The organism is Kitasatospora sp. SC0581 (assembly GCF_048159585.1).
GTDB lineage: Bacteria > Actinomycetota > Actinomycetes > Streptomycetales > Streptomycetaceae > Kitasatospora.
Genome location: NZ_JBLRWA010000006.1, coordinates 204548 through 219791 on the forward strand (window position 1 = coordinate 204548; position 15244 = coordinate 219791).

At 71.2% G+C, this 15244-nt stretch carries 16 protein-coding genes; 12 read left to right on the forward strand and 4 right to left on the reverse strand.

The window, feature by feature from the left end; translation table 11 throughout:
* Positions 1-30 precede the first annotated feature (30 nt).
* Complete coding sequence (locus ACLWS4_RS13405) at positions 31-357, forward strand: hypothetical protein (RefSeq protein ID WP_053111946.1); 327 nt, start codon at positions 31-33, stop codon at positions 355-357.
* A 70-nt stretch (positions 358-427) separates the two neighbouring features.
* On the opposite strand, the gene ACLWS4_RS13410 is transcribed toward ACLWS4_RS13405, so the two are convergent.
* Entirely contained in the window at positions 428-1408 is a 981-nt protein-coding gene (locus ACLWS4_RS13410) for a COX15/CtaA family protein (RefSeq protein WP_416874263.1), read from the reverse strand.
* A 258-nt stretch (positions 1409-1666) separates the two neighbouring features.
* Here ACLWS4_RS13410 and ACLWS4_RS13415 point away from each other — a divergent pair, with 258 nt between their 5' ends.
* Complete coding sequence (locus ACLWS4_RS13415; protein ID WP_416874218.1) at positions 1667-2986, forward strand: choice-of-anchor A family protein; 1320 nt, start codon at positions 1667-1669, stop codon at positions 2984-2986.
* A 414-nt stretch (positions 2987-3400) separates the two neighbouring features.
* Positions 3401-4075, forward strand: coding sequence for an LAETG motif-containing sortase-dependent surface protein (locus ACLWS4_RS13420; protein WP_181970706.1), 675 nt, complete (start codon positions 3401-3403; stop codon positions 4073-4075).
* 75 nt (positions 4076-4150) lie between these two features.
* Here ACLWS4_RS13420 and ACLWS4_RS13425 read toward each other — a convergent pair whose 3' ends face one another.
* Together ACLWS4_RS13425 and ACLWS4_RS13430 are read right to left on the reverse strand one after the other, a co-directional pair.
* Positions 4151-4927 (reverse strand): ABC transporter permease, encoded by a 777-nt coding sequence (locus ACLWS4_RS13425; RefSeq protein WP_416874264.1) that lies wholly within the window; start codon positions 4925-4927, stop codon positions 4151-4153.
* Between the two features lie 20 nt (positions 4928-4947).
* Positions 4948-5874, reverse strand: a complete 927-nt coding sequence (locus tag ACLWS4_RS13430; RefSeq protein WP_049650591.1) for an ABC transporter ATP-binding protein — start codon at positions 5872-5874, stop codon at positions 4948-4950.
* 154 nt (positions 5875-6028) lie between these two features.
* Between ACLWS4_RS13430 and ACLWS4_RS13435 the strand changes: the two genes are divergently transcribed.
* From ACLWS4_RS13435 to ACLWS4_RS13475, 9 genes are all read left to right on the forward strand, one after another.
* Positions 6029-6853, forward strand: coding sequence for a helix-turn-helix transcriptional regulator (locus ACLWS4_RS13435; protein WP_259316761.1), 825 nt, complete (start codon positions 6029-6031; stop codon positions 6851-6853).
* 50 nt (positions 6854-6903) lie between these two features.
* Positions 6904-8319, forward strand: a complete 1416-nt coding sequence (gene sufB / locus ACLWS4_RS13440) for a Fe-S cluster assembly protein SufB (protein WP_049650590.1) — start codon at positions 6904-6906, stop codon at positions 8317-8319.
* A gap of 54 nt (positions 8320-8373) precedes the next feature.
* Positions 8374-9603, forward strand: a complete 1230-nt coding sequence (gene sufD / locus ACLWS4_RS13445; RefSeq protein ID WP_049650589.1) for a Fe-S cluster assembly protein SufD — start codon at positions 8374-8376, stop codon at positions 9601-9603.
* A gap of 5 nt (positions 9604-9608) precedes the next feature.
* Positions 9609-9926, forward strand: a complete 318-nt coding sequence (locus ACLWS4_RS13450; protein ID WP_049650588.1) for a bifunctional 3-phenylpropionate/cinnamic acid dioxygenase ferredoxin subunit — start codon at positions 9609-9611, stop codon at positions 9924-9926.
* Between the two features lie 6 nt (positions 9927-9932).
* Positions 9933-10697: a Fe-S cluster assembly ATPase SufC gene (gene sufC, locus ACLWS4_RS13455; RefSeq protein WP_074001667.1), complete on the forward strand. Its 765-nt coding sequence runs from the start codon at positions 9933-9935 to the stop codon at positions 10695-10697.
* Entirely contained in the window at positions 10694-11953 is a 1260-nt protein-coding gene (locus ACLWS4_RS13460) for a cysteine desulfurase (RefSeq protein WP_049650586.1), read from the forward strand. Before sufC ends, ACLWS4_RS13460 begins: the two co-directional genes overlap by 4 nt.
* A gap of 19 nt (positions 11954-11972) precedes the next feature.
* On the forward strand, positions 11973-12425 hold the full coding sequence (sufU, locus tag ACLWS4_RS13465; protein ID WP_049650585.1) for a Fe-S cluster assembly sulfur transfer protein SufU: 453 nt from the start codon (positions 11973-11975) through the stop codon (positions 12423-12425).
* Between the two features lie 21 nt (positions 12426-12446).
* Complete coding sequence (locus ACLWS4_RS13470) at positions 12447-12824, forward strand: metal-sulfur cluster assembly factor (RefSeq protein WP_259316762.1); 378 nt, start codon at positions 12447-12449, stop codon at positions 12822-12824.
* Between the two features lie 125 nt (positions 12825-12949).
* A complete protein-coding gene (locus ACLWS4_RS13475; RefSeq protein ID WP_416874219.1) occupies positions 12950-13606 on the forward strand; it encodes a Uma2 family endonuclease in 657 nt (218 codons plus the stop codon).
* A gap of 67 nt (positions 13607-13673) precedes the next feature.
* On the opposite strand, the gene ACLWS4_RS13480 is transcribed toward ACLWS4_RS13475, so the two are convergent.
* Positions 13674-15008 carry an MFS transporter gene (locus ACLWS4_RS13480; protein ID WP_049650576.1) on the reverse strand — a complete coding sequence of 445 codons (1335 nt, stop codon included), beginning with the start codon at positions 15006-15008 and terminating at the stop codon, positions 13674-13676.
* Between the last annotated feature and the right edge of the window lie 236 nt (positions 15009-15244).

Genomic DNA, 15244 nt, shown 5'->3' on the forward strand with positions numbered 1-15244 from the left:
GCGGCGCTACCGGTGGGTAGCATGCGGGACATGAGCAGCGCAGAGACCGCCACCGCCGCGCCGGACGCCCGCACCGAGCGCCGCGCCAAGCGCATCGCCAAGCACCTCACCAGCTTCGCCCGCGAGCACGGGGGCGGCGACGCCGTCGTCGAGTACGTCGGCTCCGTGGCCACCCGCATCGTGGTCGTCGGCGCGGACGGCGCCTGGGGCGACCAGGTCGCCCCCAGCTACGCCGTGGGCAAGCGCGCCGCCGAGCTGGCCGGGCTGACCCTGCACGACGACTTCGAGGGCGAGCTGGGCCTCAAGGTCAAGACCGGCGCGTACGAGTGGAAGCGGATGGCCGGCATCCAGATCTGACCGCGTCCCGGTACGACGAACGGCCCGGTCCCCCCACGCGGGGGAGCCGGGCCGTTCGTCGTGTGCGCGGTCAGACCGAGGCGGGCTGCGGGGTCTGGGCGGGGAGCTGGTCGGCGACCGCCTCGGCGCCGCGGGTGCGCAGGGCGAGGGGGACGCGCAGGGCGGCGATCCAGGTCAGTGCCGCGAGGAGCATGTGGAGGCCGACCATCAGCTCGGGGGCGTCGGTGAAGTACTGGATGAAGCCCAGGACGCCCTGGAGGAGGAGGACGGCCAGCAGCTCCTTGGTGCGGGACCTGGCCGCCTGGGGGGCCTTCACGGCGGCGAGGACGAAGATCACCGCGATGGCCAGGCCCACGGACACGAACGCGAAGTCGGCGTGGAACTGGGCGAGGCGGTCGTAGTCGATCGGGATGCGCGGGACGATCTTGTTGTCCTTGGGCGTGCCGGGGTGGTGGCCGGCGCCGGTCACCAGGGTGCCGGCCGCGACGAGCAGGCCGATCACGGTGACCAGGACGTAGGACAGCTGGTGGACCGGGCGGGGCACCACGAGCGTCGGCGGGCCGTCGCCCTCCTTGGACCGCTCCCACATCAGCAGCGCGACCCAGACCAGGGCCATCGCGGCGATCATGTGCAGCGCCACGGTGTACGGGTTGAGGCCGGTCAGCACGGTGATGCCGCCGAGCACGGCGTTGCTCATCACCAGCCAGAACTGGGCCCAGCCGAGCCGGGTCATGCTGTGCCGCCAGGGCCGGTGGCAGCGGGCGGCCAGGATGGCCCAGCCGACGGCGGCGCTCAGCACGTAGGTGAGCATCCGGTTGGTGAACTCGACGATGCCGTGGAAGCCCATCTCGGCGGTGGGCGTCAGGCTCTCGTCGGTGCACCGGGGCCAGGTCGTACAGCCGAGGCCGGAGGCGGTGAGGCGGACGGCGCCGCCGGTGACGACGATCACCACGCTCATCACCAGCGCGGCGAACGTGGCACGCCGGACCATCTCGGCGGATGGCTGCCAGCGCTCGGCGAGCAGGGAGAAGGGATTAGGCACGCGGTCAATCGTAGGCGGCCTTACAGGCGATCTTGGGGCGGGGCACGGGCCGCGCGGCGGTGTGGCGCGGGTGGTGCGGCGGGAGGCGGCGGAGCCGGCGGGCGGCGACACGCTGGGGTGCGACACGCGGACAAACCGGGGTGGTTCGGTCAAGGAGGTTATTGGTCTTGACCAATCACCCGTTTGGCCGAAAGAGTGCGGATTGGTCCATACCTTTTTGAGGACCCCTCCCCCCATCTACGCCCGCACGCAAGCGGAGACCTGCACATGCGCATACCCATTTCCGCCGCCGCGCTCGCGGTAGGCGGCTCGCTCGCACTGGCCGGGCTCGTCGCGCCGGCCGCCCAGGCCGTCGGCACCGACCAGGAGTGCCGCAGCCTCGGGGTCGCCAACCTCTACGGCGAGTTCATCGAGGGCGACGACACCCACACCCCCGACGCCGAGGGCGCGGTCGCGGTCGGCGGCAACGCCGACTTCACCGGCGGCTTCTCGGTCGGCCAGGAGCTCACCCAGGCCCAGGTCGACGCGCTGCCGGGCAAGAACGCCCTGGTCGTGGCCGGCAAGCTCACCGGCCACAACACCCAGGTGATGAAGGGCAACGGCGTCTTCGGCTCCAAGGCCGACGGCGCGGTGGCCCAGGCCCACGCCGGCACCGTCAACCAGGGCCCCTCGCCGATCGACTTCAAGGCCGAGTTCGCCAAGCTGCGCGCCGCCGCCACCTCGCTGGCCGCCGTCCCGCAGACCGCCGGCGCCACCGTCCAGGCCGAGGGCGCCAAGCTCACGCTCACCGGCGGCGACGCGAAGTACAACAGCTTCACCGTCGACGCGGCGAAGCTGCAGGGCGCCAAGGACGTCTACCTCAAGGTGCCGGCCGGCTCGGTGACGGTGGTCAACGTCACCGGCGGCTCGTACGACATGGCGGCGGCCGGGACCACCGGCTTCCACCTGTGGGACGAGGGCAAGAAGGCCTTCGTGCTGGACGACAAGCTCCAGAGCGCCGCGGGCGGGGCGATCCGGTCCAGGCTGCTCTGGAACTTCCCGACCGCCACCAAGGTGGTCAAGAACAGCCAGGCCGCCTGGGCCGGCACCGTGCTCGCGCCGAACGCCGCCTTCGACCTCGGCAGCGGCGGCCCGGTCAACGGCTCGGTGATCGCCGCCTCGCTGACCGGCAAGGGCGGCGCCGAGACGCACCACTACCCCTTCACCGGCTGCCTGCCGGGCACCACCGTCCCGACGCCGTCCGGCACCCCGACGGTGCCGCCGACCGTCCCGCCGACCGTGCCGAGCGGCTCGCCGTCGGCCACGCCGAGCGCGTCGACCGCCCCGAGCGGTTCGGCGAGCCCCTCGGGCGGCCCGTCCGCGTCGACGAGCGGCAAGCCCGGCGCGAGCGGCAGCCCGTCGGCCGGCGGCTCGACGGCCGCTCCGACGGCCTCGGGCAGCCCGTCCGCCCAGCCGGACGCCGGGGGCAACCTGGCGCACACCGGCTCCGGTCCGGTGCTGCCGCTGGCGATCGGCGGCGCGGTCGTGCTCGCGGCCGGCGGCGCGATCGTGGTGGCCGCCCGGCGCAAGGCGGCCCGGAAGGCCTGAACCGGCTGAGCCCGCCGATCCGGCCGGGAACGCCGGGAACGCGGGCGCGTCGGAGGCACGGGAGTGTCGGAAAGAAGGGGAAGGTCGGAAACGACGGAAAGGCCGGAATGGCCCGGCGTTCGTCGGCTGACCGAATCGGAGCCCTCGGTGATTGAACCTGATCACCGAGGGCTTCGTTCTTCCCTGAAGTGGCGAAGTCCATTCAGGTTTGCCGAATCCGCGTTCTGCGAGGTGACGGCTGTGATGGGCTGGCCCAAGCACATCGGAAGACGGACGGACAGTCGATATCCGGTCGTGCGGCGGGGTGTGGCGGGGTGCGGGAGTGCCGGTAGAGTCCCCCGGACAGTCGTAGCGGGCCACCGCGTACCACTCAACACGCCTGCTGCGCACGACCGTTCGGAGGGGAACAAAGTAATGGCGCGACAGCAGCGGCACTTCGCGATCGGCGCGACGGCACTCGCCGGCACGGCTGCGGCCGGTTTTCTCCTGCCTCTGGCACTGGCCACCAATGCCTCGGCGCACGTGCCGAGTTGGTCGGTGACCTGCGACAAGATCGTGATCGATCTGATCAACTACAGCCCCAAGGCCGACGTGAAGAACACCGTCAGCCTCACCATCGACGGCGAGAAGGTCCTGGACGCCAAGGCCTTCCCCGCGGAGTTCCACGGCTCCTTCCCGGTGAAGGACCACGATGCCCCGATCAAGGCGAACCTGGTGGTCACCACCACGGAGAACCCGAACGAGAAGGGCTGGAACATCAACGAGACCAAGACCATCGAGCCGTGCCACACGCCGACTCCGACCCCGACCCCCACCAAGACCCCGACCCCGACTCCCACCCCGACGCCGACCGTGACCCCGAGCACCCCGCCGCCGGTCACGACGCCCCCGGCCACCCCGACCCCGTCGGTGACCCACACCCCGAGCAAGACCCCGACCCCGTCGCCCTCCGCCAGCGCGCCGGCGCTCGCCCAGACCGGTAGCAGCGACGCGACCCCGATGATCGCGGCGGCCGGCGGCGGCGTGCTGCTGGTCGGCGGCGCGCTCGTGCTGCTCGCCCGCAAGCGCCGTGGCGGCAGCGAGAGCTGACGCCCGGTCAGTCGACAACGGCAACGCCCCCCGGCCGCCAAGTGGCCGGGGGGCGTTGTGCGTTGCCGTCGCCGGTCACTCCCAGCGGAAGAAGCGGGCGGCCGCGGCCAGGCCGAGCACCGACCAGCCGGCCAGGATGCCGAGGTCCGCCCACGGCACCCCGGCGCCGGCCTGGAGCACCGACCGCAGGCCGTCCGAGAGCGCCGAGATCGGCAGCAGCTCCAGCACCGGGCGCACCGCGTCGGGGAACCTGCCCAGCGGCACGATCACCCCGCCGGCGAGCAGCAGCAGGATGAACACCAGGTTGGCGCCGGCCAGGGTGGCCTCGGCCTTCAGGGTGCCGGCCATCAGCAGGCCGAGCCCGGAGAAGGCGGCGGTGCCGAGGACCAGCAGCGCGGCGACCGTCAGGGGGTTTCCGTGCGGGGACCAGCCGAGGGCCAGGGCGATCACCGACAGCAGCGCGACCTGCAGCGCCTCCGTCACCAGGACGCAGCCGGTCTTGGCGGTCAGCAGCGCCCAGCGCGGCAGCGGGCTGGCGCCGAGCCGCTTCAGCACGCCGTAGCGGCGCTCGAAGCCGGTGGCGATGGCCTGGCCGGTGAAGGCGGTGGACATCACGGCCAGCGCGAGCAGGCCGGGGGCCAGGAAGTCGACCCGCTTGCCGGGGCCCTCGACCGCGACGATGTCCACGGCGGAGAACAGCACCAGCAGCACGGTCGGGATGACCACGGTGAGCAGCAGCTGCTCGCCGTTGCGCAGCAGCATTCGGGTCTCGAACGCGGTCTGGGCGAGCAGCATCCGGCCGACGGGCGCGGGGCCCGGCTGGGGGGAGTAGTCCGTCGTGGCGGCGCTCACGGTTCCCTCACTGCGTTCGCTCATGAGCGGAGCTCCCGTCCGGTCAGGTCGAGGAAGACGTCCTCCAGGCTGCGGCGCTGGACGGACAGCCGTTCGGGCAGGATGCCGGAGGCCGCGCACCAGCCGGTGACGGCGGCCACCAGCTGCGGATCGACGGGCGCCTCGACGCGGTAGTTGCCGGGGGCGGTCTCGGTGGCGGTGGCGCCCTCGGGCAGCTCCTTGAGCAGCGGGCCGAGGTCGAGCCCGGGCGGGCCGTCGAAGTGCAGCGCGCCCTCGGCGCCGCCGCGGCACAGCTCCTCGGTGGTGCCGTCGGCGATCACCTTGCCGCGGTCGACGATGGCGACCCGGTCGGCGAGCTGCTCGGCCTCGTCCATGTGGTGGGTGGTGACGACCACGGTGACGCCGTCCCGGCGCAGGTCGCGCACCAGCTCCCAGGTGGCCCGGCGGGCCTGCGGGTCGAGGCCGGCGGTGGGCTCGTCCAGGAAGACCAGCTCGGGGCGGCCGACCACGGCCATCGCCAGGGCGAGCCGCTGCTGCTGGCCGCCGGACAGCCGGCGGTAGGTGGTGCGGCCGCAGGAGCCGAGGCCGAGGCGTTCGACCAGGGCGTCCACGTCCAGCGGGTGGGCGTGCAGCTTGGCGGTGTGCCGCAGCATCTCGACGGCGCGCGCGCCCGCGTACACGCCGCCGGACTGCAACATGACGCCGATCCGGGGCCGGAGCGCGGCGCCCTGGGTGACCGGGTCGAGGCCGAGGACGCGGACGGTGCCGCCGTCCGGACGGCGGTACCCCTCGCAGGTCTCGATGGTGGTGGTCTTGCCGGCGCCGTTGGGGCCGAGGACGGCGGTGATCGCGCCGGCCGGGATGGTGAGGTCGAGGCCGTCCACCGCGAGCTTGTCGTCGTAGCGTTTGACCAGCCCGGCGATCTGGACCGCGGGTTCGGAGTGCATACCGGCGAGTGTAAGAGGGCCTGACGCGCCGGCCGGACGGCGGCTCGGTGATCGTTTTCCCAGGTCAGGTAAGGCTAACCTGCGTGACAGATGACACCGGTGAGGCCTGGGTCACGGCTTGTCCCGGCGGAAGTAATTACGCAACACTGGTGTTGTGAAAAACATGCGCGAGCACGCTCAGCAGCGGGAGGCCGAGTCGGCCTCCTCCTGTGACGTGCCCGTGACGGCGGCCGAGGTGCTGCTGGAGGGCCACCGGGCCACCCGGGACCGGGTCGCGCGGTCGATCCTGGACCACGGCCCGTCCTCCGCCGCCGACCTGGCGAACCGGCTCGGCCTCACCGCCGCCGCCGTCCGCCGCCACCTCGACGGCCTGGTCGCCACCGGTCTGGTCGAGTCCCGCGAACAGCGGGTCTACGGCAGCCGCGGCCGGGGCCGTCCGGCCAAGGTCTTCGCCCTCACCGACGCCGGCCGGGACGCCTTCTACCAGGCGTACGACCAGCTCGCCGCCGACGCGCTGCGCTGGATCGCGGACTCGGTGGGCGGCGGCAAGGCGGGCGAGGAGGCGGTCGCCGCCTTCGCCCGCGCCCGGTTCGGCAAGCAGGCCGAGAAGTACCTGGAGGCCCTGCGCCTGGCCGCCGCCGGAGAGCGCCCCGAGGCGCTGGCCCAGGCGCTCAGCGCGGACGGGTACGCTGCCACGGTGCGGCGTGTCCCGTCGGCCGCGGCCAAGGCCCCGGCGGGCGCCCAGCTCTGCCAGCACCACTGCCCGGTCGCGCACATCGCCGAGCAGTTCCCGCAGCTCTGCGAGGCGGAGACCGAGGTCTTCTCCCAGCTCCTGGGCACCCATGTGCAACGGCTGGCCACGATCGCCCACGGCGACGGGGTCTGCACCACCTATGTGCCGGCACCCGGTGCCGCATCGTCGTCCGCCCAGCCCCCGGCGGGACGCGGCTCCGATGCGATGCCGACTGCCAGTACATGAAAAATTCCGTGTCCACCGAAGATTCAGCGTCCGCGCGTTAGGAAGCTCGCATGACTGACACCGTTTCGCACCCCGAGCTCGAAGGCCTCGGCAATTACGAGTACGGCTGGGCCGACCCGGACACCGCCGGTGCCGCGGCCAAGCGCGGGCTCAGCGAGGACGTCGTCCGCGACATCTCGGCGAAGAAGAACGAGTCCGAGTGGATGCTGAACCTGCGGCTCAAGGGCCTGAAGCTGTTCGGCAAGAAGCCCATGCCGACCTGGGGCTCCGACCTCACCGGCATCGACTTCGACAACATCAAGTACTTCGTCCGCTCCACCGAGAAGCAGGCCGAGTCCTGGGAGGACCTGCCGGCGGACATCAAGGCGACGTACGACAAGCTCGGCATCCCGGAGGCGGAGAAGCAGCGCCTGGTCGCCGGCGTCGCCGCCCAGTACGAGTCCGAGGTCGTCTACCACCAGATCCGCGAGGACCTGGAGGAGCAGGGCGTCATCTTCCTGGACACCGACACCGCGCTGCGCGAGCACCCGGAGATCTTCAAGGAGTACTTCGGCACGGTGATCCCGGCCGGCGACAACAAGTTCGCCGCGCTGAACACCGCCGTGTGGTCCGGCGGCTCGTTCATCTACGTGCCGAAGGGCGTGCACGTCGACATCCCGCTGCAGGCCTACTTCCGGATCAACACCGAGAACATGGGCCAGTTCGAGCGGACGCTGATCATCGTCGACGAGGACGCCTACGTCCACTACGTCGAGGGCTGCACCGCCCCGATCTACTCCTCCGACTCGCTGCACTCGGCGGTCGTGGAGATCATCGTCAAGAAGGGCGGCCGCTGCCGCTACACGACCATCCAGAACTGGTCGAACAACGTCTACAACCTGGTCACCAAGCGTGCCGTGGCGTACGAGGGCGCGACCATGGAGTGGGTCGACGGCAACATCGGCTCCAAGGTCACCATGAAGTACCCGGCCGTCTACCTGATGGGCGAGCACGCCAAGGGCGAGACCCTCTCGATCGCCTTCGCGGGCGAGGGCCAGCACCAGGACGCCGGCGCCAAGATGGTGCACATGGCGCCGAACACCTCCTCCAACATCGTCTCCAAGTCGGTGGCGCGCGGCGGCGGCCGGACCTCCTACCGCGGTCTGATCGAGATCGGCGAGGGCTCCAAGGGCGCCAAGTCCAACGTGCTGTGCGACGCGCTGCTGGTGGACACCATCTCCCGCTCGGACACCTACCCGTACGTGGACGTCCGCGAGGACGACGTGTCCATGGGCCACGAGGCGACCGTCTCCAAGGTCAGCGAGGACCAGCTCTTCTACCTGATGAGCCGCGGCATGACCGAGTTCGAGGCGATGGCGATGATCGTCCGTGGCTTCGTCGAGCCGATCGCGCGCGAGCTGCCGATGGAGTACGCGCTGGAGCTCAACCGGCTGATCGAGCTGCAGATGGAGGGCGCGGTCGGCTGACCTCCGGCCGCCGCCGTCCACTCATTTCCGAGGAAGAGAGCACTACGAACAGCCATGGCTGAGCAGAACACCACCGGCTCCACCACCGCCGGTTCGATCGAGGTCGGCACGGCCGGCGCGGGCGCGCAGCTCGCCGGCCCCGGCACCGGCCGCACCACGGTCCAGCAGCCGATCGACGCGCGCGTCGCGGTCAAGCCGTCCTTCGACGTGAACGACTTCCCGGTGCCCACCGGCCGCGAGGAGGACTGGCGGTTCACCCCGCTGCACCGCCTCGGCGGGCTGCACGACGGCACCGCCGCCGCTGCCGAGCGCGGCGAGGACAAGGTCGAGTTCACGCTGCCGGACGGCGTCACCGCCGAGACCGTCGGCCGGGACGACGCCCGCCTGGGCAAGGCCGGCACGCCGGTCGACCGGGTCGCCGCGCAGGCGTTCAGCGCCTTCGACCAGGCCCTGGTCGTCACCGTCCCCAAGGAGTCGGTGCTGGCCGAGCCGGTCCGGATCGACGTGCGCGGCGAGGGCGGGGTCCGCTTCGCCCACGTGGTGATCGACGTCAAGCCGTTCGCCGAGGCCGTCGTGGTGCTCAACCACGCGGGCACCGGGACCCGGGCCGCCAACGTCGAGCTGCTGGTCGGCGAGGGCGCCAAGCTCACCTTCGTCTCCGTCCAGGACTGGGACCGCGACGCCGTCCACGTCGCCCAGCACAACGCGCTGGTCGGCCGGGACGCCTCCTACAAGTCCGTGGTCGTCACCTTCGGCGGCGACCTGGTCCGGCTGCACCCGCGGGTCAACTACGCCGGCCCCGGCGGCGAGGCCGAGCTGTTCGGCCTCTACTTCGCCGACGCCGGCCAGCACCTGGAGCACCGCCTGGTCGTCGACCACGACACGCCGCACTGCCGGTCGAACGTGGCGTACAAGGGCGCGCTCCAGGGCCAGGACGCCCACGCGGTCTGGGTCGGCGACGTGCTGATCCGCGCCGCCGCGCTCGGCACCGACACCTACGAGCTCAACCGGAACCTGGTGCTCACCGACGGCGCCCGGGTCGACTCGATCCCGAACCTGGAGATCGAGACCGGCGAGATCGTCGGCGCCGGCCACGCCTCGGCGACCGGCCGCTTCGACGACGAGCAGCTGTTCTACCTGCAGGCCCGCGGCATCCCGGCCGACGAGGCCCGCCGCCTGGTGGTGCGCGGCTTCTTCGCCGAGCTGCTCCAGCAGATCGGCGTGGCAGAGGTCCAGGAGCAGCTCATGGAGAAGATCGACGCCGAGCTGGAATCGGCGGTCTGAGCCCGATGACCTTCCTCCGTGCCTGCGCGCTGAACGACCTCCAGGAGGACGTTCCCAAGCGCGTGGACCTCAACGGCGTGCCGGTCTCCGTCGTCCGCACCGACGAGGGGGTGTTCGCGATCAACGACACCTGCTCGCACGCGAACGTCTCGCTCTCCGAGGGCGAGGTCGAGGACTGCATGATCGAGTGCTGGCTGCACGGCTCCAGCTTCGACCTGCGCACCGGCAAGCCGTCCGGCCTGCCCGCCACCAAGCCGGTCGCTGTCTACCCCGTAAAGATCGAAGGGGACGATGTGCTCGTCTCCGTCAACCAGGAGTCCTGAGTACACATGGCAACCCTTGAAATCCGCGACCTGCACGTCTCCGTGGACGCCGAGAACGGCCCGCGCGAGATCCTGAAGGGCGTGGACCTGACCGTGAAGCAGGGCGAGACCCACGCCATCATGGGTCCGAACGGATCGGGCAAGTCCACCCTCGCCTACTCGCTGGCCGGCCACCCCAAGTACACCGTCACCGGCGGCTCGGTGCTGCTCGACGGCGAGGACGTCCTGGAGATGTCCGTCGACGAGCGCGCCAAGGCCGGCGTCTTCCTGGCCATGCAGTACCCCGTCGAGGTCCCGGGCGTCTCGGTCTCCAACTTCCTGCGCACCGCCGCCACCGCCGTCCGCGGCGAGGCCCCCAAGCTGCGGCTGTGGGTGAAGGAGGTCAAGGAGGCGATGGCCGCCCTCCAGATGGACCCGGCCTTCGCCGAGCGCAACGTCAACGAGGGCTTCTCCGGCGGTGAGAAGAAGCGCCACGAGATCCTCCAGCTCGAGCTGCTCAAGCCGAAGATCGCGATCCTCGACGAGACCGACTCCGGCCTGGACGTCGACGCGCTGCGGATCGTCTCCGAGGGCATCAACCGGGTCCGCTCGACCGGCGAGGTCGGCACCCTGCTGGTGACCCACTACACCCGCATCCTGCGGTACATCAAGCCCGACCACGTCCACGTCTTCGCGGGCGGCCGCATCGTCGAGTCCGGCGGCGCCGAGCTCGCCGACAAGCTGGAGAACGAGGGCTACGAGGCGTATGTGAAGGGGGGCGCGTCCGAGTGACGCATCCGTTCGCGGGACTGCTCGACACCGACGCGATCCGCAAGGACTTCCCGGTCCTCCAGCGGGTGCTGCACGACGACAAGCCGCTGGTCTACCTGGACAACGCGGCGACCTCGCAGAAGCCGCGCCAGGTGCTGGAGGCGCTGAACGCCTACTACGAGCGGCACAACGCCAACGTCCACCGCGGCGTGCACGTGCTCGCCGAGGAGGCCACGGCGCTGTACGAGGGCGCCCGGGACAAGGTCGCGGCGTTCGTCAACGCGCCGAGCCGCAACGAGGTGATCTTCACCAAGAACGCCTCGGAGTCGCTCAACCTCGTTGCCAACATGCTGGCCTGGGCCGACGAGCCGTACCGGGTGGACGCCGACTCCGAGATCGTCATCACGGAGATGGAGCACCACTCCAACATCGTCCCGTGGCAGCTGCTCTCGCAGCGCAGCGGTGCGAAGCTCAAGTGGTTCGGGCTGACCGACGAGGGCCGGCTCGACCTGTCGAACATCGACGAGCTGATCACCGAGAAGACCAAGGTGGTCTCCTTCACCCTGGTCTCCAACCTGCTCGGCACCGTCAACCCGGTCGAGACGATCGTCCGCAAGGCCCAGTCGGTCGGCGCGCTGGTCGTCATCGACGCCTCGCAGGCCGCGCCGCACATGGTGCTCGACGTGCAGGCGCTGGAAGCCGACTTCGTCGCCTTCACCGGGCACAAGATGCTGGCCCCGACCGGCATCGGCGTGCTCTGGGGCCGCCAGGAGCTGCTGGAGGACCTCCCGCCGTTCCTCGGCGGCGGCGAGATGATCGAGACCGTCACCATGGGCTCGTCCACCTACGCCCCGGCGCCCCACAAGTTCGAGGCCGGCACCCCGCCGATCGCCCAGGCGGTCGGGCTCGGCGCGGCCATCGACTACCTCCAGGGCATCGGCATGGAGAAGATCGCGGCGCACGAGCACGCGATCACCGAGTACGCCGTCGAGCGGCTGCTGGAGGTCCCGGACCTGCGGATCATCGGCCCGCGCACGGCCGTGGACCGCGGCGCCGCGATCTCCTTCACCCTCGGCGACATCCACCCGCACGACGTGGGCCAGGTGCTGGACGAGCAGGGCATCGCCGTGCGCGTCGGCCACCACTGCGCGCGGCCGGTGTGCCTGCGGTACGGAATTCCGGCGACCACGCGGGCGTCGTTCTATCTGTACTCGACGCCGGGCGAGGTCGACGCGCTGATCGACGGCCTGCACCACGTCCGGAACTTCTTCGGCTGAGGGACGGGGCAGGACGACCATGAAGCTCGACTCGATGTACCAGGACATCATCCTGGACCACTACCGCAACCCGAAGGGCAAGGGGCTGCGGGACGGCGACGCCGAGGTGCACCACGTCAACCCGACGTGTGGCGACGAGATCACCCTGCGGGTGAAGCTCGACGGTGCCAAGGTCACCGACGTCTCGTACGAGTCCCAGGGCTGTTCGATCAGCCAGGCCAGCGCCTCGGTGCTGAACGAGCTGGTGGTCGGCAAGACCGTCGGCGAGGCGCAGGCCGTCCAGGAGGCCTTCCTGGAGCTGATGCAGAGCAAGGGCCAGGGCGAGGGCGACGAGGAGGTGCTGGAGGACGCGGTCGCGTTCGCCGGCGTCTCCAAGTACCCGGCCCGGGTCAAGTGCGCGCTGCTCAGCTGGATGGCCTGGAAGGACGCCACCGCCCAGGCGCTCGCCAAGAACCCCGCCGTGAACGACTGACCCGCAGAGGAGGACAAGACCATGAGTGACGAAACCCCCTCCACTGCGGAGGAGCAGACCGGCACCGTCATCGTCGGCACCACCGCCGGCACCGTCTCGGTCGAGGACCTGACCGAGGCCCTGATGGACGTCGTCGACCCCGAACTGGGCATCGACGTCGTCAACCTGGGCCTGATCTACGGCATCCACATCGACGAGTCCGACGTGGCCACCATCGACATGACGCTCACCTCGGCGGCCTGCCCGCTGACCGACGTCATCGAGGACCAGGCCAAGACGGCCACCGACGGCCTGGTGCAGGACCTGCGCATCAACTGGGTCTGGATGCCGCCGTGGGGCCCCGACAAGATCACCGACGACGGCCGCGACCAGCTCCGCGCCCTCGGCTTCAACGTCTGAGGACGGGCTAGTTCGTCAACCTGCTGCCGTACAAACCTCCCCTTCGAGGGAAAGGTTTGTACGGCAGTGGTATATCTGCGACCGGGCGGCCAGGCTGGAGCCGCGACCGTGGAGGGAGCGACGTAATGGCTGTGGAAGCAACCGGGCACTGGACGTTGCCCGACTCGCCGTACGCCATGTGGGTCCGGGGCGAGCTTGAGCAGTATCTGCGGATTCCGGACGATGGCACGCGGGTCGAGGTCATTGGAGGGGATTTCGTCGTGTCACCGGCGCCGGCAGTTACGCATGCGGTGTTCCTCTCGCACATCGAGCGACGGTTCACGCTGGCCTTGGGTTCGGATCCGGCCTTCCCGTGGAGGGCACTGCAGACGGTCAACCTGGACCTGGTGGAGATCGGTGACGGCTACATCCCGGATCTCGTCATCGTGGGAACCGAGGTTGAGGAGCGGGCTCTGAACGGAGACGTCTCCCGCCTCCACCCGGACCACATCGGCATGGCGGTCGAGGTGACCTCCCCGTCCAATGCCCGCTATGACCGCCGCCCGATGTTCGGGCGGCAGATCAGGTCCACCAAGTGGAACGGGTATGCCCGGGGCGGGGTGCCGTACTACCTGCTGGTGGACCGCGACCCGCGGCTGTCCGGTGTCACCCTGTTCGGGGAGCCGAACCGGGGCGAGGGGACGTACGAGGTGCTGGGCGAGTGGAAGTTCGGTGAGACCGTCCGGCTGCCGAAGCCCTTTGACGTCGAGATCGATACCGGCAAGTGGAAGCCCTGGGAGTAGGGGCGGAAGCGCCGCTGCCCGGGACTTCTTCGGAAGTCCCGGGCAGCGGCGTTCTGTGTGTGGGCCGTCAGGCCGTGGGCTTGGGTTTGCGGGCGACGGCGATGGCGAGGGCGGTGCAGGCGAGGGCGGCGAGGGCGGCGAAGCCGCTGACGGAGGGGAGGAGGCCGTAGGTCTGGACGAGGGCGCCGAGGGCGATGATGGGGGCGGAGCTGCCGAGGTAGACGATGACCCAGAGGGCGCTCAGTTCGGAGCCGCGGCGTTCCGGGTTCATCGCGGTGACGGCGCTGGTGAACAGGGAGCGGAAGGCGACGCCCTGGGAGACGCCGCCGAGGACGCTGCCGATGAAGAGCAGTGCCGGGGTGCCGGTGTACTGGGCGGCGACGACCAGGCCGAGGCCGGTGGCCAGGCCGGTCATGCCGAGGGCGGTCACCACGCGGTCGGAGGTCGGCGGGACGAGCAGCTGGGTGGCGGCGGAGGAGCCGAGCAGGAGGGCGGCCACGATCGCGCCGACCAGCTTGGAGTCGGTGTGCAGCAGCTTGGCGGCGAAGGCCGGGGCCAGGCTGAGGTAGACGCCGAACACCGCGTAGGAGATGAAGCCGGCGGTGGCGGCGAGCAGGAACTCGCGGCGCCCGGTGCGCGGCAGCCGCAGGCGCTGGGGGCGCAGGTGGGCCGGGGTGGTGATGCGGGGCGGGGAGGCCGGCGGGCGGCTGCGGCCGGGCATCCGGGGGTGGAGGAGGGCCAGCGGCACGCAGAGCGCGAGCAGGGCGATGGCGTGCAGCAGGAAGGGGGTCAGCAGCGGGTCGGAGCCGCCGGCCAGCAGGGCGCCGACCACCGGGCCGAGGGCGACGCCGCCCGCGGAACAGGCCAGGGTGATCTTGGCGGCCAGGGTCGGGTGGTCGGGCAGCAGGTCGCCGAGGGCGGCCCCGGCGGCGCCGGTGGACAGGCCGACGGCGATGCCCTGGACGGCCCGGCCGGCGGCGAGCTGCCAGAAGCTGTCGGAGGTGGCGAACACGACGTCGCCGACGGCGGACAGCGCGACGGCGGGCAGGATCAGGGCGCGGCGGCCGAGGTGGTCGGACCAGTGGCCGACCACGGCCAGGACCGGGACCAGCGCCAGCACGTAGATCGCGAACAGGACGGTGGTGTCGAGCGCGGTGAGGTGCAGCCGCTGCTGGAGGAGCGAGTAGATCGGCGTGGCCAGGTTGGCGCCGATCAGCATCAGCAGCAGGGCGGCGGCCACCAGGCCGACGCGGACGCCGCGCAGCGCGTTCCAGCGGCTGATCGCGGCGAGCCGGAGCTGGGCGCGCGGCGCGAGCTCCGGGGGAAGCAGGGCCTCCGACAGTCGGCGTCCGTCGAGCTGCGCGGTGCGCAGGCCGGAGCCGGCGGGGGAGAGGTCCGCCATGGCAGGGGTCTCCTGTGGCCGGGCACCACCGGGGTCGGCGGGGTGTGCCGGCGCGCCCGTCCGGAGGCGCTGTGGTGGTGGCCGAGGGTACGGGCTCCCTGGTGGGGCGAGGTGAGCTGAAGAGGGCCCCTCCGGCCCGGGGTCGGGCGGAGGGCGGTTGGGCTTCGTTGCCCCGGTGGCACGCGCGGGGTGTGCGCGGTACCAGACCGAAGGATAAGGGGTGGGCGTACGCCCAT